At 37.9% G+C, this 20848-nt stretch carries 20 protein-coding genes; 1 reads left to right on the top strand and 19 read right to left on the bottom strand.

Going from position 1 to position 20848, the window contains the following annotated elements; translation table 11 throughout:
• Window positions 1–16: 16 nt before the first annotated feature.
• The gene (rpmG, locus tag OCV43_RS09085; RefSeq protein WP_117697288.1) at window positions 17–166 is read right to left on the bottom strand and encodes a 50S ribosomal protein L33; all 150 of its coding nucleotides are present in this window, start codon (window positions 164–166) and stop codon (window positions 17–19) included.
• Between the two features lie 308 nt (window positions 167–474).
• Between rpmG and fliD the strand changes: the two genes are divergently transcribed.
• Complete coding sequence (fliD, locus tag OCV43_RS09080; protein WP_262623912.1) at window positions 475–1776, top strand: flagellar filament capping protein FliD; 1302 nt, start codon at window positions 475–477, stop codon at window positions 1774–1776.
• Window positions 1777–1843: 67 nt separating this feature from the next.
• On the opposite strand, the gene OCV43_RS09075 is transcribed toward fliD, so the two are convergent.
• From OCV43_RS09075 to OCV43_RS08990, 18 genes are all read right to left on the bottom strand, one after another.
• Window positions 1844–2089: a DUF2442 domain-containing protein gene (locus OCV43_RS09075; RefSeq protein ID WP_262623911.1), complete on the bottom strand. Its 246-nt coding sequence runs from the start codon at window positions 2087–2089 to the stop codon at window positions 1844–1846.
• 26 nt (window positions 2090–2115) lie between these two features.
• Window positions 2116–2382, bottom strand: coding sequence for a DUF4160 domain-containing protein (locus tag OCV43_RS09070; RefSeq protein WP_117841465.1), 267 nt, complete (start codon window positions 2380–2382; stop codon window positions 2116–2118).
• Between the two features lie 272 nt (window positions 2383–2654).
• Entirely contained in the window at window positions 2655–3869 is a 1215-nt protein-coding gene (locus OCV43_RS09065) for a CgeB family protein (RefSeq protein WP_262623910.1), read from the bottom strand.
• A 20-nt stretch (window positions 3870–3889) separates the two neighbouring features.
• Window positions 3890–4948: an NAD-dependent epimerase/dehydratase family protein gene (locus OCV43_RS09060; protein ID WP_262623909.1), complete on the bottom strand. Its 1059-nt coding sequence runs from the start codon at window positions 4946–4948 to the stop codon at window positions 3890–3892.
• Window positions 4949–4957: 9 nt separating this feature from the next.
• Window positions 4958–5668 carry an IspD/TarI family cytidylyltransferase gene (locus OCV43_RS09055; protein ID WP_117841468.1) on the bottom strand — a complete coding sequence of 237 codons (711 nt, stop codon included), beginning with the start codon at window positions 5666–5668 and terminating at the stop codon, window positions 4958–4960.
• Entirely contained in the window at window positions 5665–6597 is a 933-nt protein-coding gene (locus OCV43_RS09050; RefSeq protein WP_227700645.1) for a LicD family protein, read from the bottom strand. Before OCV43_RS09050 ends, OCV43_RS09055 begins: the two co-directional genes overlap by 4 nt.
• Window positions 6578–7633, bottom strand: a complete 1056-nt coding sequence (locus OCV43_RS09045) for a pyridoxal phosphate-dependent aminotransferase (RefSeq protein ID WP_262623908.1) — start codon at window positions 7631–7633, stop codon at window positions 6578–6580. The genes OCV43_RS09050 and OCV43_RS09045 overlap by 20 nt, the downstream gene beginning before the upstream one ends.
• A gap of 17 nt (window positions 7634–7650) precedes the next feature.
• On the bottom strand, window positions 7651–8664 hold the full coding sequence (locus tag OCV43_RS09040; RefSeq protein ID WP_117841470.1) for a polysaccharide biosynthesis protein: 1014 nt from the start codon (window positions 8662–8664) through the stop codon (window positions 7651–7653).
• On the bottom strand, window positions 8665–9639 hold the full coding sequence (locus OCV43_RS09035; protein ID WP_262623907.1) for an FkbM family methyltransferase: 975 nt from the start codon (window positions 9637–9639) through the stop codon (window positions 8665–8667).
• A gap of 3 nt (window positions 9640–9642) precedes the next feature.
• Window positions 9643–10767: a non-hydrolyzing UDP-N-acetylglucosamine 2-epimerase gene (gene wecB / locus OCV43_RS09030; protein ID WP_262623906.1), complete on the bottom strand. Its 1125-nt coding sequence runs from the start codon at window positions 10765–10767 to the stop codon at window positions 9643–9645.
• A gap of 4 nt (window positions 10768–10771) precedes the next feature.
• Window positions 10772–11626 carry a dTDP-4-dehydrorhamnose reductase family protein gene (locus OCV43_RS09025; RefSeq protein WP_262623905.1) on the bottom strand — a complete coding sequence of 285 codons (855 nt, stop codon included), beginning with the start codon at window positions 11624–11626 and terminating at the stop codon, window positions 10772–10774.
• 1 nt (window position 11627) lies between these two features.
• Complete coding sequence (locus OCV43_RS09020) at window positions 11628–14111, bottom strand: hypothetical protein (protein ID WP_262623904.1); 2484 nt, start codon at window positions 14109–14111, stop codon at window positions 11628–11630.
• Between the two features lie 19 nt (window positions 14112–14130).
• The gene (locus OCV43_RS09015) at window positions 14131–15303 is read right to left on the bottom strand and encodes a radical SAM protein (RefSeq protein ID WP_117841475.1); all 1173 of its coding nucleotides are present in this window, start codon (window positions 15301–15303) and stop codon (window positions 14131–14133) included.
• 5 nt (window positions 15304–15308) lie between these two features.
• The gene (locus OCV43_RS09010) at window positions 15309–16493 is read right to left on the bottom strand and encodes a radical SAM family protein (RefSeq protein ID WP_262623903.1); all 1185 of its coding nucleotides are present in this window, start codon (window positions 16491–16493) and stop codon (window positions 15309–15311) included.
• A complete protein-coding gene (locus OCV43_RS09005) occupies window positions 16471–17730 on the bottom strand; it encodes a glycosyltransferase (RefSeq protein WP_262623902.1) in 1260 nt (419 codons plus the stop codon). Before OCV43_RS09005 ends, OCV43_RS09010 begins: the two co-directional genes overlap by 23 nt.
• 17 nt (window positions 17731–17747) lie before the next feature.
• A complete protein-coding gene (locus tag OCV43_RS09000; RefSeq protein ID WP_262623901.1) occupies window positions 17748–18902 on the bottom strand; it encodes a radical SAM protein in 1155 nt (384 codons plus the stop codon).
• Window positions 18899–20104 carry a glycosyltransferase family 2 protein gene (locus OCV43_RS08995; RefSeq protein ID WP_262623900.1) on the bottom strand — a complete coding sequence of 402 codons (1206 nt, stop codon included), beginning with the start codon at window positions 20102–20104 and terminating at the stop codon, window positions 18899–18901. Before OCV43_RS08995 ends, OCV43_RS09000 begins: the two co-directional genes overlap by 4 nt.
• Before the next feature lies 1 nt (window position 20105).
• On the bottom strand, window positions 20106–20831 hold the full coding sequence (locus tag OCV43_RS08990) for a phosphocholine cytidylyltransferase family protein (protein ID WP_262623899.1): 726 nt from the start codon (window positions 20829–20831) through the stop codon (window positions 20106–20108).
• Window positions 20832–20848 lie beyond the last annotated feature (17 nt).

Below are 20848 nucleotides of genomic sequence, written 5' to 3'. Positions count from 1 at the left end.
GTCACGCATTCACAAATTATTTTGTTTCTTTGTGTAATGTATGAGTCTTGCAGAATCTACAATACTTCTTTGTCTCCATTCTGTCTGGATGAGCTTTCTTGTCTTTTGTCATGTTGTAATTACGCTGCTTGCATTCTGTGCATGCTAATGTAATCTTTGTGCGCACAACTTCCACCTCCATTACTTTCTTTGTGTTTTCTATGCCTATTTTTAGGCATAAAAAAAAGACTTACTTCCAAGCTAGTCTATGATAGCACAAACCACATGGAGCGTCAACTCTTTTTTCACATTCTCTGTAAACTTGTAATCCAGTACATATATTACCACAAAATCTAGCGTTTTTGCAACATTTTTTGTATATCTTGTAGATGACTTTTTCTTATTTTTATGCTATATTAGATATGTATAAATGGATTTTACTATACCCGGCATCAAGAAGATGCACATTTCATGGAAGAAAGGAGGGGGTTATTTATGGCATCTGCTATTCTTGATAATATGTATAACTATTATCTTACAACTTATGGCAAGTCTACCGTTTCCCGGTATGATTCCCACAAGAAGAGTGAGTTGCGCTCTGTTTACAATAATATTGTAAAAATCAATAAAGAATCCCCTCTTTACAAAATAAAAGATTCTGCTGATGCACAGAAGTTTGCTATCGATATCAAAGAGCATGCCCGTGATTTAAAAAATGTCATTGCTTCTTTATCCACCGGTGACAGTCTTGCAGAGGCTTTTCAGAAAAAAATTGCCGTCTCTGACCAGAATGATATCGTTGATGCAGATTATGTTGGAAACGGAGATTCCGACGAGAATACCAACAGCTTTCAGATGGAAATTAAGAAGCTTGCTTCTCCGCAGTTAAACTACGGTAATTACTTAAAGGATGACCAGCTTGCTTTTAAACCAGGCAGTTATTCCTTTGATCTGAATACCAGCAGTGCTTCCTATGAGTTCCAGTTCAATGTAAATCCAGATGATACCAACCGGAGTGTCCAGGATAAGCTGGCAAAGCTTTTCAATACTGCCAGCATTGGCATTCACGCAGATGTTAAAGAAGACGACTCCGGCCACAGTGCCCTGGTCTTAACTTCCAGAAAAACCGGTCTTAAGGATGACGAAGATTTTCTGTTCCAGATTCTGCCGGGAACTTCCAACGAATCCATACAGGCAATGGATAAGCTTGGTATTAACAAGGTTACGGATGCAGCTTCCAATTCCGTTTTTCTGTTAAACGGTACGGAACACAGTTCCTATTCCAATACATTTACCATCAACAATACTTTTGAAGTACACCTGAAAGCAGTCAGCCCGGAAGGCAGACCTGCTACCCTTGGTTTTAAAGCAAATGTGGATGCCGTTGCCGATAATATTCAGGAACTGGTGGATTCCTATAATTCCATGGTGGATACCGCTAATGAATACCGCGAGTCGCAGCCGACCAGCCAGAAGCTGCTTTCTGATATGAGCGGTGTTGCACAGCATTTTAAAAATGATTTTGAAGCCATCGGACTTATTATAAATTCTGATTCTACTATTTCCGTTGACCGGGATTTACTGGCGGACGCTGTCGAATCGGATGATGCCGCCGAGAGTTTCCATGTATTAAACCGCTTTAAGAATGCCTTAAGTGCAAAAGCCAACCAGGCTTCCTTAAATCCGATGCAGTACGTGGACAAAGTAATTGTTGCTTACAAGAACCCGGGCAAGAATTTTGCCACACCTTATATTACGTCTATGTACTCTGGTTTGATGCTGGATAAATATTTATAAGACCTGACTTTTACATGTGGGAAAAATCAGGTCTTATTTTTTTGCTGCCGGTGGCAGGTTATGTTCTTTATTTTGCGAAGCTGGTGCTTTGTGTATACAATTCATCCGGACAGATATCCTGACCTTCCGGCCATACAACAGTATATCCATCTGTTCTTACCCTTCTAAAGTAATCCGGGTTCTCCAATTTCCCATACCACGAGCCTTTTATATATGGTTTAACATCAAACTGTTTTCTTTCTCCATTATCAAATTCAACATCAAGAATATAACCTTCTTCCGCCCGAACGCTTGTAGCCGTTGGTCTAAGCATCTTCATATCCTCCTTGTTCTGTTCCATTATTTTAATGGAGCTATCCGGAAATAGCCTTCTCCCTCACTTAGCATTTTCCAATTGGCATATAATTCATCTTCATGGATTGTCATCCATGCCAATAGCATTTTTAACTGCCGATTAGGGAACTTGCCTTCCAATACTTCTCCATTCAGCGAAACTATAATTTCCTCTTCTCCATACAACGCATGAATATGTGGTTTACTATGTTTTCCACCTTTTTCACTCTGCATGCGTACAATAATTCCATAAAACATTGATAATGCGGGCATTTCATTCTTCCTCCTATGCAATTTTTCACAGGAGTTTTCTAAAAAAATCCTGCTTTTTTTGTGAGTTTAAAGCATGAATTTTTCAAGAAATATAAGATGTGTTCATTGATTCTATGAAATGAGGCATTATACGGATTTCTTTTTGCATATTGCCAAAATTATGAAAAAAATATGCTTCGTAGCTATTGTAACATAACCGTCGAAGCATATACAATACAAGTTTCTAAAAACACTGTAAAGCGTCTCTAATTTTTTTATAAATCCACTATCTTCTACTCCTCCCCAATCTTTTCCAATATAAACTTCAGACGTTTCCGATAGCTGCAGCAGTTCTTCACTTTCTCATAACCGTTCTTTGCTATCTGCTGCCGTTCTTCCTCACGGGTAAGATAGTAGCTGCACTTTTCTACCAGTTCTGCTTCGGATTCAAAGCAAGCCAAATCTTTTCCAATTTCAAAATAATCCGGTAATTCTGCCTGATAATTGGTCAGCAGGAATCCACCTGCACCAAGTACATCAAAAATCCGTAGAGGCAGCCCGCTCTTGATATTCGGAATCGTAAAATTAAGATTGATTTTCGAATAGCGGAATACCTTCGGCATCTCCGACCAATAATCTACTGAGCCGCAATTCTTTACCCGAAGCAAAGTATCTCCGCCTGTATTTGTATAAAGGTTTACCGGGAATTTAGCCACCAGTGCCAGCAATGCACGCTGCCGCTGCAAAGAAGCAGTTTTAAATCCAAGCACCGTTGTTGCAAATACCAGCCCCAGATCAGAAAAAGAATCCTTCGATTTCTTCAGTTCAAAATATTCCGATACACGCTCTAAGATATCCGCAGTCAACATCGGTTCGATTATATTGCCGCCGCTGATATTAAGCTGTGCCTCCATGACAGCATCAAAATAACCCCGCAAATATTCCGGAAACCTTGTTTCCAGTTCATCATAGCTGTTCTTCTCATATAAATTTCCTACAAAAGAAATCCCGCCTGCAAAATCCCGCACCGAATGTTTTGAGGCATTCCCACTATCTGTTTCTGCCAACTGCATTTTATCCATAGTATCCTGTGCAAATAGCTCATCCAGCCGGTCCGTATCCACTGCCAGCGGCAGATGCCAGATATGTTTTACGCCCATTCCCTTGAATTCCAGATAATTGGTCTTATCAAAGAGAAAGAAATAATTGCAGTCCAAGAATACATTCTTGTGATACATGCTAAGCAGCGGGCTGTCACAGCTCCAGGATACATACTTTATCCCCATCTGCTGACATACTCCGGAAATCACTGCAAAATAATTCACCGTAAAAACAAAGTCATAGTTTTTCTGCTGCAATATGCCATGCAAACGTGCCGCAAACACTTCATCCTCATCATAGCTTTCCAGTTCCTGCTCAATTACATCCACCTGATGTCCCATGGATTGGAATGTTGCAATGATGTCTATGTAGTTGTAGGAATTCCAGCGATAAACCAAAATATTCATGGGGTGGCTCCTTTGCTATCTTATAGTCTTCCTTCTTTGATAATTCTTACTGTATGTGCCGTACCTTCTTCTCCACCAAAAAGTCCCTGCCAGCCCAGCAACTCCAGCTTTTCCCCATTCAGGCTGGAATTATCCATGGGATTAAATGCTTGTCGTTCTTCTTCTTTGGGAATTTGAAGCTGCACCTTAACTCCAGCTTCCTTTGCCAATTGCTCTGCCAGCTCTTTTACAGACATAATGGAATTTCTATTTGAAATATTATATGCCAGTTCCTTTTTTCCTTTTAAAAGTAAAAATAAAATTGCTGATGCACAATCCAACGCATAGCAATAGGACCTTATCTGCGTACCATTACTTTTCATAATAAGATTTTTGCCATCTGCTGCATCATATGCAAACATGGAAGATACACGATTATCCTCTCTCCGAGCTGTAGGTCCATAAATATGTCCTGGACGTGCAACTGTAACATGAAGATCATATTCTTTTGCATAACTGATGCACATTGTCTCTGCTGCACGTTTTCCCATAGAGTAAGAAGATCTCGGATTCAGCAAATCTATATATCCATATTCCGACTCTTCCAATGGATTTTCACCTGCATGTTTTCCATACACTTCACTGGAAGAAATAAATACCATCCGCTGAATCTTCTGTTCCACTCCATACTTTAATATCTGATCTGTTCCATATAATGCTACCCGCATCGTTTCTACCGGACTTTGAGTAAACATTTTCGGATAGGCAATTCCTGCACCATGAATAATATAGTTCACCGGGCATTCAAATTTAATTTTTCCAGTAGCTTCATATGGAACAATATGGAACCAGGCTGCTTTTTCATAAGGCTCAAATTTTTCTTCTATCTGTTTCTCATTTCTACCGGCTGCATATAGTTCAACCGGCACATTTCTATCCTTGTTGTACCAGATTAATAAATCTGCAATCGCAGCACCAATCAATCCAGTTGCACCAGTCAGCAATACTTTTTTTCCTTCTAACGCCTTTAAGATATCATTGGTTGACTCAATTGTTTTTTGCAAATCTTTCCGATATGTCTCGCTGTTATATCTGCTCATTTTGCCTTCCTACTTTAACCACTCTGACCGTTTTGCCAGCAGCAGTGCCTTAAATATATCAACATCATCCACTGTTGTAATTTTTATATTCTTCTCTGAGCCCATGGAAAAATGCACCTGTTTTCCCAGTTCTATCATCAATGTACAGGAAGCCACCGAATTAGTTATTCCTGCTTTTTCTGCTTCTCGATGCAATTGGCAGATATCCCCTAATTTAAATCCATGCGGAGTTTGTGTCCGCTTTAATTTTTCCCTTGGATAACTTCCCGTAGATACCATGCCATCTTCTGTTTCAAGCATTGCCTCTGCACATGGAATAACCGGAATTGCATTTCCGAACTGTTTTGTCTTCACAATGCAGTCTAATATAATATCTGCCGATACCATTGGTCTGTTCGCATCATGTATCAATATAATATCATCTTTTTCATATTCTTTTTCCAATGCATAAATTCCATTTCGGATAGATGCCTGTCCGCAGTCTCCACCCGGGAAAATATGTTGTAATTTAGTTATATTAAATTGTCTGGCATATGCTTCTAATACATGTTCCCATCCTTCCAGACACACTACCGCAATAACATCTATTTCAACATGTTTCTGAAATGCCTCTAATGTATATACAATAACAGGTTTTTCATTTACCGTAAGAAACTGCTTCGGAATATCCTGTTTCATTCTTGTACCTGCACCACCTGCAATCAATAATGCAATATTCATTTGTTTTCCTCCCTCACATAATAACCCAGTCGATTTAATTCTTCTTTTGAGAAAATATCTTCCGGCTCTAGCAGTTGAATTTTGGATACACTTAAATGTGCCTTTCGTTCTTCTTTTGGAGGAAGTTTCCTGTAATCTCCATATAATTCCCTCAGATAATTATCATATTCCTTAAACACCCGGAAAGAATATCCTTCAAATTGCATATCCATCATTTCATCAAAGCACTCTGCCGGCATACCATATTTTCCATGCGGATAAGGATATGTCATATGACTGACCAATGTTGTCCTTTTCCTGTTACACCTTCCGGCAATTCGATTCCGCCAGGAAAATATGGTATCTCTTGGAACTACACGATATAAACAGCCAAACCACTTCCTTTTCAATCCGGAAGAAGCTGCCTTCATCCCCAATTCAGAATACAACAGTTTACGAATTACATAGCATGCCATATAATGCAGCCTTCTTAAAATATATCCATCCGGAACATTATCAACTACAAATATGTCAAGAAAAATTCCTCTTGTGCTCTGCATATGTTCCTGTCCCAGCCGGACAAATTCTGTTCCCTTACGCCGCAGCTTTGCATAGCCCCAGCGATAGTTCTTATCTGTCCGGTATTCCTGCAAAGTAAAACGTTTCTGATCCAGTTCTCTTTTACACGCTTTATAAAATCTCTGATATTCTTTTCTTCGCATAATGACATCTACATCATCATCCCATGGAATAAATCCTCCATGACGCACTGCCCCAAGCAGGCTTCCTCCGTCCAGCGAATATGCAATCTGATATTTCCGGCAGATACGGTCTACTTCTATCAGCATCTCCAATAAATTCAACTGCAACTTACGCAGTTCCTGATCCGATAATATGATTTCAGTGTTGTTCTGTTCTACTGTATCTTTCTTACGACCGTTCAACTTCAAGAAATGCCTCCCAAAACTGCTTCATGTATTTTTTTGCTCCGGTGGAAATCCGTATCCATCCGCTCAATACACCCTTCTTATAATCCCGAATCCAGATTCCTTTTTCTTTTAATTCTGCCACAACCTCTGCCGATGGTTTTACCGGCTTCACCAGAATATAGTTCCCCTCTCCGGCATAACAGGTATACTCTTTCTTTTCCAGTTTCTTTAACAGCCATTGTCTGCCTTCCCGCTCCTTTTTTTTCAGTTTCTTTTCCAAATCACTGTCCTGGATCACTTCCAGTGCAAACAGAATCGCAACATTATTTACATTAAAAGTTGACTCCGCATTTTCAATATAGGAAATAAGTTGCTCACATCCCGCAACATATCCGATTCGAAGTCCTGCCATGGAAAATAGTTTGGAAAATGTCCGAAGCACCATAAGATTGTCATATTTTTTAACCAAAGAAATAGCACTCTTTTTATAAAAATAATGATAGGCTTCATCAATCACTACGACCGCCCCCATCTCCTGCGCTTTTCTTATAATTTCTTCTATTTCATTGTCCTGATATACCGTTCCAATCGGGCTGTTGGGATTCAGCAATACAACAATATTGGTCTGAGTGTCTATTTCTTTACAAATGTCATTTACATCAACCGTAAAATTATCGTGATATTCTACCATCACATGCTGCATTCCAAACATTTTGGCATATACATCATACATTTCAAAGGTCGGTACAACTGTAACAACTTTCCCACCTGCTTTTGCAAAACATTGGAATATCAGCCGCATTGCCTCATCTGACCCCGCCGTTACAGAAATATTTTCATAAAGCAATGCATCATGTTTCGCAATTGCTTCCATAAGTCTATCCTTCTGCGGATATGTTGCAAGATACTCCGGTGTGATTTTTTCCATCACCCGCCGAAACACTTTTTCCGGAAGTCCGCCCGGATTTTCATTCATATCCAGTCGAAGTACACCTTCCCGGTTATCATGAAATTTTACTCTGTATAAATCCTTAATATTTTCATTGATGTAATACATATGTATTTCCTCTTAAATTACATATTTTCCAGTTCATTACGAACATATTCCAATGACAGCAGTTTTTCCTTTACCTGCTCTACATTCAGAATCGTGGTATTATCCGATGTAAATTCTTCTAATTTTGCTTTCTCTACCTGACCCTTTTCATAGTACTGTTCGTAATTTAAATCTCTGTTATCCGCCGGAACACGATAGAAATTTCCAAGGTCAAATGCATGCATACATTCTTCTCTGGTCAAAAGAGTTTCATACTTTTTCTCGCCATGTCTTGTTCCGATATAATGAATTTCATTGGTATCATGGAAAAGTTCTCTTACGGCCTGTGCCAGAACTCCGATTGTACATGCCGGAGCCTTCTGCACCATAATGTCTCCAGGCTTTGCATTTTCAAACGCAAACATTACCAAATCCACAGCCTCATCCAAGCTCATTAAAAAACGTGTCATTTCAGGGTCTGTAACTGTAATCGGCTTTCCGCTCTTTATCTGATCGATAAACAGTGGAATAACAGAACCTCTGGAGCACATTACATTACCATAACGGGTTCCGCAGATTGTAGTCACATCTGTTGTTCTTGATTTTGCCACAAAAACACGTTCCATCATCGCCTTACTGATACCCATCGCATTAATCGGATATGCAGCCTTATCAGTAGAAAGACAAATTACCTTCTGCACATCCGCCTGAATTGCTGCTGTTAATACATTATCTGTACCAATTATATTGGTTCGAACCGCTTCCATCGGGAAAAATTCGCAGGACGGAACCTGTTTTAATGCAGCTGCACTAAATATGAAATCTACACCATGCATTGCATCCTGTACGCTTCGTATGTCACGAACATCTCCAATGTAGAATTTAATTTTTGTATTATTATACAACTTTCTCATATCATCCTGTTTCTTTTCATCTCGCGAAAAAATACGGATTTCTTTGATATCGGTATCTAAAAATCTTTTCAGAACCGCATTTCCAAAAGAACCAGTTCCACCTGTAATCATCAATGTTTTGTCTGTAAAGAATCCCATCTATCTAATCCTCCTGTTTCTTAGCTGCTCTGCTGCCTCTTTTGCAATATAAAGTGTATTTTCTATCGTAGACATATAATGAACATAGCCTTTTTTCTCCATCATCTGCGAAAATTCAGCTTCCCGTCCCCATACTTCTACGCAAATCAGCTTTACTCGAAAACGATCTGTATCTAAAGCTTCCAATATTTCAAAGTCCATGCTTTCTGTATCAATGTCAATAATATCCGGGGCTTTGGTACAGTTTTCTTCCAGAATACGATTGATATTCATTACCGGAACATCCTTATAATTGTCTGCAAATCCTTCTCGTTCTGCAACCTCCTGGTTAAATGTATTATAACCTTTCAAGCTGGACTGATGATTCATATAATAGCGGAGAATTCCACCTTCGTCACCACTGGCTCCCGCCTCAACAATTTTATTCTTTGGTCGATATATCTGTGCCAGTTCACACATATTTCCATTCGGCTCTATTAATATGCCATTGGTATAACCTTTTTCATACAGAAGGTAAGTATTATTTCTGACTACCGGATGGCAAACCCCGATGTCAACATACAACGGATTCTTTATTCCCATTGTCTCTATTAATTGTGCAAAAATAATATCTTCATTTGCCGTTGCATAAGAATGTAAATACGGTGCCTGTGGACAGTCAATTAACCGGGATGCAATAAAATCATACTCTTTGAGGTATTTTTCTATTTCCGGCATTATCTCCAGTTCAATATTCGGATATATAATAAAGCAGACCTTTTTTCCGACAAGATTCTTTAATATTTCCTGGGATTCCATCTTTATGCCACAGCGGATTTTCCCCCAGTTCTCTTCGGCCGCATCAATCATATAATCCAATTGATACAGGCTTAAATTATATCGTCTGTCATATTCATCCCTTCCGGCACCCCAGCCAACCAGATAGTCATAGGAAGTTCTCAATTCATTTATGTTGGTTTTACAGGTGTATCTCATGTGCTATTTCCTCCAGACCTTATCGTCAATAATGCGTGTATAGCTCTGAACAATTCTTATTACAGTTGAAGAAACATTTACGGCTTCATAATCCGGAACTGCTTCTCCAAAATCTCCCAGTTCAGCCATTCTCACAGCCATATCAACAGACTGTAACAAAGATTCTTCTGTAATCCCACCAATTACAAAACAGCCCTTGTCCAATGCTTCCGGCCGCTCGGTAGAAGTGCGGATACATACTGCCGGGAAATGACTGACCGCCGATTCTTCCGGCATAGTTCCACTATCTGATACCACACAAAAAGCATGTTTCATCAACGCACTATAATCGGTAAAATTAAATGGCGGCATTTTCCTTACCAGTGGATGGAACTGATAATTACGCTGTTCTACAAATTTGGCACTTCTTGGATGCAAAGAATAAATAACCGGCATCTGATATTTTTCTGCCATCTTATTTACCGCATTCATCAGACTTTCAAAATGTTTCTCATTATCAATATTTTCTTCTCTGTGTGCTGAAAGAACAATATAATTCTTTTCTGTCAGTCCAAGAGTGGTCAGCACATTGCTTTCATCGATTTCTTTCTGATGTGCCAGAATCACCTCTTTCATCGGAGAACCGGTTACATAAATATGTTCTTTTCGAATTCCTTCTGAAATCAGATATCTTCTTGCATGTTCTGTATATGGAAGATTGACATCCGAAATATGATCTACAATACGTCGGTTAGTTTCCTCCGGAAGATTCTCATCAAAGCATCTGTTTCCCGCTTCCATATGAAAAATCGGAACCTTTAAACGTTTTGCAGAAATTGCAGTCAATGCGGAATTGGTATCCCCCAGTATCAGCAATGCATCCGGTTTTACCTTCTGCATCAGTTCATAGGATTTTGCAATAATATTTCCCATCGTTTCTCCCAGATTGTCTCCAACTACATTCAGATAATAATCCGGCTTTCTTAATTTTAAATCATCATAAAAAATATCATTTAACCTTGCGTCATAATTCTGACCAGTATGCACAAATATATGTTCAAAATACAAATCTGCTTTCTTTATAATTTCTGATAATCGAATCAATTCAGGTCTTGTTCCGGCAATTGTCATCACTTTCAATTTTTTCATTATGCTATACTCCTTTATACTGTTGATAAAGCTGTGAATGTTTCTGTATCCATTCTGCCATTTCTTCTACCATCTTATCATAAGACGGCACTTCAAAAATTTCATCCTGCGTATTAACCAATGACTTATTATTAACAATACTACAATTTTCTTTTATTTCAATCTTCTTTTCTCTGCAATATTGATTAAACAATCCTAATAATGCATACTTACTGATTTCTTCATTATTTACCAGATGGTAAAGTCCTTTTTGATTCTTCTTTCCATCTGCTTCAATTGCTTTTGCCAGTTGTAAGGTTGTAACACCGGACCAGATTACATTTTTATATCCGCTCACAGAATTTCTCTGCAACATAAACCAGTGAAAAAGTCCGATTCCATTTTCCTTTAATTCCGGTCCTACAATCGAAGTCCTGATTGTAAGATTACGGTTATCAAAAACTTCTCCCAATGCCTTAGAACGTCCATAATAGGATGTTGCATCCGGTAGATCTTCTTCTGTATACTTTCCTTTTGTACCTTCAAAGACACAATCTGTACTGATATGTATCAGCTTACTTTTTGTATTCTCTAACTTTTCTGCCAGAAAATGTGGGAATACGCTATTTAAATAAATTCCATCCGAAAGTTTCTTATCTACTGCCGTATTCAATACTCCAATACAATTTACCACCACATCAAAATCATCAGCTGTAATTGCATCCAAAAGCTCGTCTTTCCTGCAGGCATCACCTATGATTGTCTTACATATCGCACTTTCTTTTTTTGCAAACCCTGTTACATCATGTTTTTGTTCCAGCAGGTACTGTGCCACCATATGTCCTGCCATTCCATTCACTCCAAGGATTAAATATTTCACGTCAGTCTTCCTCCGATGCATCCATTATTTCATTACAAACATAATCAAAAATTCCTTTTCCAGCACTTCCATCATTCCGTGCAAAAGTATCCAGTACCGCATTTTTTCTCTGCTTTGCATAAATGTCTTTCTTATTTCTTACCAAATCTGCAAAATAAGAAAATCCAAACAGTGAAGAACGGTAAATATATTCTTTTTCTCCTTTACATTCCAGAATTTGAGACACCAGTTCTTCTGTATGCTGCGTCTGAAAACATTCTTTTTTCAGACTGTTATCTTTCGTATCCAGCACATAGAAATCCGTAAGCATAAATGGTGGAAAATATATTTTATCTTCTACTGCAACCGCCTCTGAAAATGGCTGTTCATGCTGTCTTAAATATTCTATCACTTCAATATGGTCTATATCAATTCGAGTTGGTTTTCCATTTTTCTCTATTTTAATAAAATATGGGACATTTCTTGGTATCAGCCATAAATTCTCTTTCTGCAGTACCATCCGATAAAACAGAAATGTCTTATCCTTGTCTTCCATTGGTATAAATTCATCATATTCAATCTTATTTAACTGCCTAAAATCCTTACTACATTGCAGCAAATATTGTCCATCTGCTGGAAGTATCCACAGCTTATCATCCCAGAATATGCACTGCATGAATCCACCATTTATTTTTTCCAGTTTATGACTGATAACCTCTTCTCTCGCAATTTCCAATATCCGGTTTTCTGTCCGTATCGGAATATACAACTTTTCATTATTGATACAGCTTTGACCATAATAAAAGCTTCTCCGGTTATCTTTATCTTCCGGAAGCGCTCTTTTCTTTATTTCTTCTGTCTCAAGATTTAAAACAAGCACCGGATCTCCAGAAAAAAGTGGTGTAATTACCAATTTATTCTCCTGTCTTATTGCTGAAACACATTTTAAATCATCTTCTTTTTTGTAATAGTTTGGAAGATAATGTACTTCTTTTGTTTTTTTATCAACAACTGCGATATGTCTGGCAAAATTTGGCAGCATGAATATCTTCTCTTCTGTAGAAACCACATAACCATATGCATTTTCCTGCATACGATTTTCTTCTAAAATACTTCGTATATATTGTACCGTTTTCGTCTTCCGGTTGATTGCAAACAATGTATTGCAGGCTCTTCCTGTTCCATAACAGACTTCCTGCTCCAATTCCATCAAATTCGCACAAGAGAACTGCTCTGCCGGTGTCACTTTAAGATTATCAACATCAGAATCCAGAAGATAAACCGGCTTTCCTGTGACTTTATACAAAGTCAGCAAAGAACCTCCATCACCAAAGTATGCATCACTTAACGCTATTGCACAATGCATGTCTGGTGTATCATCATAAATCACATTCTCTATTTTTTTGAATTGCCGGATAACTGCTTCATATTTCTCATATATTTTCCGGTTCATTGCCAGTGCAGTGCTCTCACTTAATGGATGCGGTCTCCAAATCAGCACGATATCCTTGTGCTCTTCAAAGAACTCTGCAACCTTTCGCAAAAAAGTAAATGCTCCTGTCTTTTCATTGATAATCCGTGACACATGCGTATTCAAAAGAAATACTGTTTTTGTTCCAATTACTTTCTCCCACTGCATCGGAACTGTCACTCCATTTCTTCCTTTCAGAATCTTATCTATCTTCGGTGAACCCAAAGCAACCACTTTATCTGCCCCGACATATTTTGCATAGATTTCTCTCAGTTTTTCAGACTGTACGAAAATCTTCCATGCATTTCTTACACCCGGCACAATACAATACGTCTCATTAAAACTGTTTTCATTTACGACATCATAGGGAACATAACACAAATGGCTGGTATATTTTATTAATTCACTGCTGTAAAACTGTTCCTCAACTCTGGTTACCCGGTTATATCCATCATAAGGATTATGTATAAAGATTACATCCGGTCGTTCCTCTTTAAGCTTATATTGATATGCATCTACAATGGGTAATCCTTCCGGGAATCGATTTCCTTCATATACTGCTGTTTTCTTTCCATCCTCCAAAAGGTAATAAGGAACTGGCATTACAGACACTCTACACTTTGAATTTTGTTCGGCAGCCAAATATATGCTTTCCATAGAATCCCACATAGCTGCTTTATATGGCAGAAACAATATTTCATATTTTCTATACAGCAGATGCTTTACATAATAATCTTCTGCCTGCTCCAACTTTTTTCCTGCTCTTTCATTTTCCACTGCTGCCTGAAGTCTGTTGTTTTTTTTCATGCTCTGAAACATCTGATATACAAGCTCACAATACTCTTCCAACATTCTGATAAAAGGTGCTGTCTGTCCCATATTCTGTTCCACATAATTTCCCAGTTCAATGATTGTGCCCTGATTTTCTTCCAGCAGAGCAAAGACTTCTTTCTCTGGCAGACTTTCCAATATATTATGCTGTTTTCGTATATTTTCAAGAATAGACTGTACTTTTTTTCTCTCAGACTGTTTCATAAATGCCTCCGTATAACCACTATTCTATCTGCTCTGCAACCTTCACTTTATTACAGTTTGCCTCTGACCAGCCTGCACATTTTTTACAAAAATCCACATAACCTTTTGTAGTATATTTCAGTAGGAATTCAAGTAACTCCGTTTTTCGGACTTCTGAATAATCTTTAAGGTCAAAGTAATCATTTTCTGTTTCTTCTATAATTCCTGCCTTCGCTGCAAAATGTGCAAAATTGCAGGAGTACAATCTTTCATTTTCCAGGCAGTTCCACGGGCTGCCGCAATTATCAAAATAGTTTTCCAGTTGTAAATCAGTCATATCACTGTGTTCTGTATGTTCCACATCCAGACTGAACCATTCCGGAACATAATTGTCAATCCACTCAATGCCATATTTTTCCAGTTTTTCTACTGTTTGTGTATAGGTTTCCCTTAACTGAGGTACATTCTCACGATAATCATCCAGATAAACCTTTATACGATGTTCTTTCATCAACCGGCATAGTTCATCACCCGGTACAATACTTCCATTAATTACAGTTTCTATACTTTCAATCCTGTTTCTGTAATTTTCATCCAGATAAACCAGTGTCCTTCCCAAATCTTTATTCAGCAAAGGCTCTCCCCCGGAAACCTGAAACCTTGGAGTATAATCAATCCACCGAAACAGCGTATCAATATCTCTTTTTACAAAGGTAAAATCATGTATAATATGCTTTTTAAAATATGGTGAAAAATTCAAACAATCCTTGCATTTTAAATTGCATACTGTACTTGGAATCATACAAACAGAAGAAATCATTAACTTATCGGCTGCAAAAAAAGCATATTGCTGATAGGTATAAAAATCCAGAAAGTCTTCGATATAAAAACAATCGAGAGCCTTTATATATCCTGCCGTTCTAAGCAGCCTCATAACCTGCTCGGCAGCCTTTTTTTCCATAGCAACAATAATAATATGTTCCTCATCTACTTTTTGAAGAATCTTTTCCGGTGCAATTACCTGCTCTCCCAGATAACCATTCTGTTGTTTTTCTACGTTGCGGTCTATAAAACCATCTATATTTCCAAGCCAATTGATTCTATGATACAAATCAGCTCCATAGATTCCTGCTCCATAAATATATATTTTAGTTTTCTCTCCATAGATTGATTTTACATGGTCTAACTGATGTCCCCGGTTTGTCCATTTCATTGCAATTACTCCTTTGCTTTCTGAATAGCTGCATCTTCCAGATTCGGATTAATGGATGTCCAGCCTGCACATTTTTTACAGAATTCTACATATCCCTTTTCATTGTATCGTAATCGGAATTCTAATAATGCTTTTTTGTCTACCTCACCTGTTAATACAAAGTAATTGTCTTCATCATCCGGTAAAATCCCTGCCTTTGCTGCATAATGTGCATAATTGCAGCCTGTTATCTTCTTCTTACGAAGTGTTGACCACGGATTACCACATCTTTCATAGAAACTTTCCAGTTTCTCTTCTGAATCTTCTTCATGGCTTGAATTTTTAGAATACATACGAATCCACTTTTCTGCATAATTATAAATAACAGAAATTTCTTCCTGATTAAGTTTATTTTTTACACGTTCATACAATGCTTCTCCATTTGGAAGGGTCTTTCTGTAATCATCTAAAAATACCGTTACCTTGCATTTCTTTAAGATCCGGCAAAGTTCATCAGATGGTACAATTGTTCCATTCGTCACTGTCTCAAGGCGAATCACTTTATCTTTATAATTCTCATAAATGTATTCCAATACATGTCCCAGCTCTTTATAAAGAAATGGCTCACCACCACTAATCTGAAGACGATAAATTAAATCCACCTGTCCAAAAAAGGCATCAATATCTGCTTTTACTTCTTCCAGACTGTCCACAATATGTTTCTTAATATATGGGTTAAAATTCAGACAGCTTCTGCAGTTCAAATCACAAACGGTACTTGGAATAATATTTTCCGATGTGAAAAACAGCTTATTCTTCACATACATAAAATAGATGGGAAGATATGTATAAAGGAAATAACTATAATCGTAAATATCTTCTTCCTTTATTTCATGTTCCAGTAAACCTTTTTTTATCTCTGCAGCTCCGGATGGTGTTGCACAGATTACTACAAAGTAATTCTCTTTCTCCTTCTTCCAGAGTTCTTCCGGAGACATTACACGATATCCTCTTTTTCCTTCCTGCTGTTTTTTTTCATCTCTATCTACCAGCCATAGTTTCCAGCTGTCTTTACATTCAGAACCCTCATACACATTCAGAATATCCTCTGCATAATCTCCTGCGCCATATATAATCATTGTTTTCTTATCCTTTAACTGATAGCCGATGCTTTCAAATTCTCTTCCCTTATGCTTCCACTTCATGCTCATGTTTCAAATTCTCCTTTAATACTGATTTTAATGGCTCACAATAGAATAATTTTTTGTATATCTCTGAATATTTTTTTATGTATTTTATGTTGTTTTTTTTCAGTTGAAGTTTTATCTCATCTTCTGCCAGTGCAGACACAATAACCGCTGTATGCTCCTGATGTTTCACCAGATAATCCATTCCATAGCATGGAATACCACAGATTCTTGTGTTCCATTTTTTCTCATCATTATCAATATAAGAATGTACCAAAAATCCTCTCAACTGTAATTCATTCAGCATTCTTTTCCCATAATCCCCTGCGCCAAACAAACATATTCTATCTACCCCTTTATCCTTCCATTCCGGGAACAGGAGATTCATATCTCCTGTTCCATCTGACATTATTTCATCCTCTACAAATGCCAGCAGCTTATCCTTAAGATATCCCAATATGGTATCCGCCTTCGGACTCTGTTTCAACAAAACATATAATCTGTAATAAAAGTTAAATACACTTCCACACATATTTATCTTTTCATCATCTGTCAGCCATTCACAGAAATTTTCAAACATTTTATTATATTCCGGTCTGTGACATGCCAAAGTCTGGCTGCCCTGCTCTCCATGAATTCTTCCCACAAAAAGACTCTCCGGCACAAATACAGATTTCTGTCCCCTCATTACATGAAACAAAAATACAGAATCCTGTGTTGCAATCAGTTCCGGATCGTATAAGCCGACTCTTTCAAAATGGCTTTTATGAATCAGGATACTGCAACCATGAATACACAGGAAAACCGGTGCAAAATTACTGTTCGTCAGTTGCTGCATATCATATTGTTTCAGCCAGTCCACACTGGTTTTTTCTCCTGTTGTCATATTTAAAAAATCAAAATTAGAATGGGCAATTGCTGTCTTATCTCCGGATTTTTCAATGGCTTCTATCTGTTTTTCTATTTTCTGCGGATAATAATAATCATCATGAGACAACCAGGAAAAATACTCACCCTTCATCTCCTTTATTCCTCTGTTTACCGCGGTTGCTACTCCACCATTTTCTTTTTTGATATAGCGGATTCTATCCCCATAGGATAATGCAATTTTCTCAGTGGCTCCATTATCATTTGAACCATCATTTACAACAATTACCTCGCAATTCGGATAAGTCTGATTTAATGCGCTATCAATTGCCTCCTTCATATAATTTGCTCCGTTATAAACTGGAATCACAATTGACACTATTGGCTTTTCCACTTTTTCTGCCTCCTGACCTAACTTCTTTCTTTTTGCTTTGCAGGTGATACAATATGATCATTGATATCGACATAACCGCTGCATCTTTTACAGAATTCCACATATCCCTTTTCATTATAGCCCATACGGAATTCCATCAGTTCTTTCATTCGGCTTCTGTCATATTTTTTCAAATCAAATACTTCATCTTCCTGTTCTTCCATAAATCCTGCTACAACTGCATAACTGGCATAATTACAACTGTATATTTTTTCACCGCGCAGCTCCTGCCACGGAACATGACATCCTTCAAACCACTTCTGCAGGCGCAGTTCACTCCAGTCACTATGGTCTGTTGTCATCGGTGCAAGATCAATCCAGTTGTCAACCTTGTTTATTTCATATACGATTCCATATTCTTTAAACAGCTTCTGAATCTCCTGAAATCTCTCTTCCGATGCCGGAACAGCCTCCCTATAATCATCTAAGGTAACATCCACATTATATTTTCTACAGGCTTCCAGTATCTCCTTTTTCGGCAAAACAGTTCCGTTTGTTACTGTTCGCAGGAAATGAACTTTATGTCTGTAATTTTCTCCGATATACTCTATCAACTGTGCCAGATGCGGATATAAGAATGGCTCTCCACCGCTGATATGGAATAGCATAATATAATCCACACACCGGAAAAACATGTCTACATCTGCCTTCACAATCTCCCAGGAACGAACCATTGGCTCTTTCATATATGGTGTAAAATTCAGACATGCTTCACAATTTAAATTACATTTTGTGCTCGGCAGAAAAGAAATGGATGGAATATACAATTCTTCTCTCTGATATGCAAAATAAACGGACATGAAGATTTCCATTGTAAAAAAGTCCTGATTATAAACATATCCACTGGTCATCAGCTGCTGTATCAGCGGCTTTCTGGTATAAGGTGATACTGTTATAATAATTCCGGCATTTTCATTATCAATTTCCTCTAAACCATATACATGCTGTCCCAGATAATTTTCTTTTTGCTTTTCCGGATTGTTATCAATAAAACCGGCAATCGGAAGCTTATCTTCTAATTCCTGATAAACTGCTTCTCCATATTCACCAGCTCCGAATAAATAGAATTTATCCTTTTTTTCTATATTCTGATAAACTGCATCAAATTCGTGTCCTTTATTTGTCCACTTCATACTTTCACCTGTTTCCTGCTTCTATCTGTTAATATTCCATCAATCTCCTGCCGGATTATGATATTGGTAAAGCCAAGCTTTTGCAATTGTTCCAGCGCACTCTGGCAATTTCTGAGAGCCACTACAACCATAATATTATCCTTATCATCAAGTACCGTTTCCGGTAATTGACAAGGCAATCCATCTATTATCTTCTGGTCCTTTTCGGTGCTGTTATCTAAAAACAGTTCTGCCTCTATTCCCCTCTTCAGAAGTTCATAATGCATTCTTACCCCATACTGTCCTGCACCAAATATCACAATTCTTTTCCGGTTCTTCTGAAGTTTTTCCGCTAATATCTTGCGGTTTCTATTGTCAGAATCATTCGGACTGCATTCGGCAAGCCTTTTTTCTATCTCAGAAGTATCGCCATTGTAGCTCTTTATAAAAGCTATCATACGTACAAGAAAACGCCATGCCGAACCGAATACACGCTCCATTTCTGTCAAACTCATTTTCTTTATCAGTCTTATATACAGTGCACATGTCTCCGCATAATAAGACGGTATGGTTCTTGAGCCTGCTGCCACATGTTCTCTTACCCGAAACAGTGCTTCCGGAACAAAACAGGATTTACGATTTCTTAACATACGAAACCATAGTTCTATATCCTGTACTGTATAAATTGTTTCATCAAAACAGCCTGCCCGGGTAAAATTGTCCCGATGTATCAGTGCTCCGCAGGCATGTATCTGTAACTGTAATACACTGAATACAGAATTGGTAATCTGTTCTAACGTGTAATATTTATGAAAATTTGTCGTAGTAAGGCTCCCGGATGCCATATCATAAAAATCATATTCACATTGCACTACTGTTGTCTTATCCGCAAGCGACTGTACTGCCTGCATTTCCTTTTCTATCTTCTCCGGATAATATAAATCATCGTGTGACAGCCAGGAAAAATATTCTCCCTTCATATTTCTAATTCCCATATTCAGTGCGCTCGCCACACCACCATTTTCTTTCTTCAGGTAGCGTATCTTATCTCCATAAGACAATGCAATTGCTTCTGTTTTTCCATCATCCTTTGAGCCATCATTTACAACCAGTATCTCAATATTACGGTACGTCTGATTTAACGCACTATCAACTGCTTCTTTTAAATAATTGCCCCCATTATAAACAGGAATTACAATTGATACCAAAGGCAGTTTACTCATCTTATTTCCTACTTTCTCTTGTATGTGCAACATAATCTATAATTCTTTCATAATCATCAAAATAATCTATTTCTGCCCAGAACTTACCGTCCACATCCACGGTATAAATATCCTGTTCTTTCTGATCCGTAAAGGAATATAATACATTTTCCCACCAGGCACTATGCTGCTGGCTTCGAATCATTTCCTCCATACGTTTTTTAAATAAGGGCAGAAAACTCTTTTCCACTTTTGCCATACCTACATATTCGCAGCTGCGCAATTCAATCGGAAGTCCCTTTCCATACTTTTCAATTCGGCCATTCCATGCCGTCTTAAAAAAATAATCCCCCTCCTGCACCCGGGAACGGTCGATTGCCATAACCGGACTTCTTTTATCTTTAAGCAGTGCAGTTAATATCTTTTCAGTAAAGAACACATCTGCATTCATGATAATCAGATCATCATCCATCTCTTCTCTTGCAAACCAAAGACTTGCAAGGCTGTTTGTAACATCAAAAAAAGGATTGTAGCAATATGTAATTTTTTCCATTCCTTCTAATGCTTCTTTTACCTTTTCTTCTTTATATCCGGTACATACAATACACTGCATTCCAGCTTTCTGAAGCAATGCTACGGAACGCCGAATCAATGGTTCTCCATCTATCGGCAAAGTTGACTTTGGCACCATTTCAACATTTCTCGCTATTCTGGTTCCCCGTCCTGCAGCCAATAAAATAGCCTTCATAGTTCTCATTCTCCTTT

Source organism: Roseburia amylophila (assembly GCF_025567465.1).
Classification (GTDB): Bacteria; Bacillota; Clostridia; order Lachnospirales; family Lachnospiraceae; genus Roseburia_C; species Roseburia_C amylophila.
Note: the sequence above shows the minus strand (reverse complement) of the source record. Positions and strands in the feature narration are given on the sequence as shown.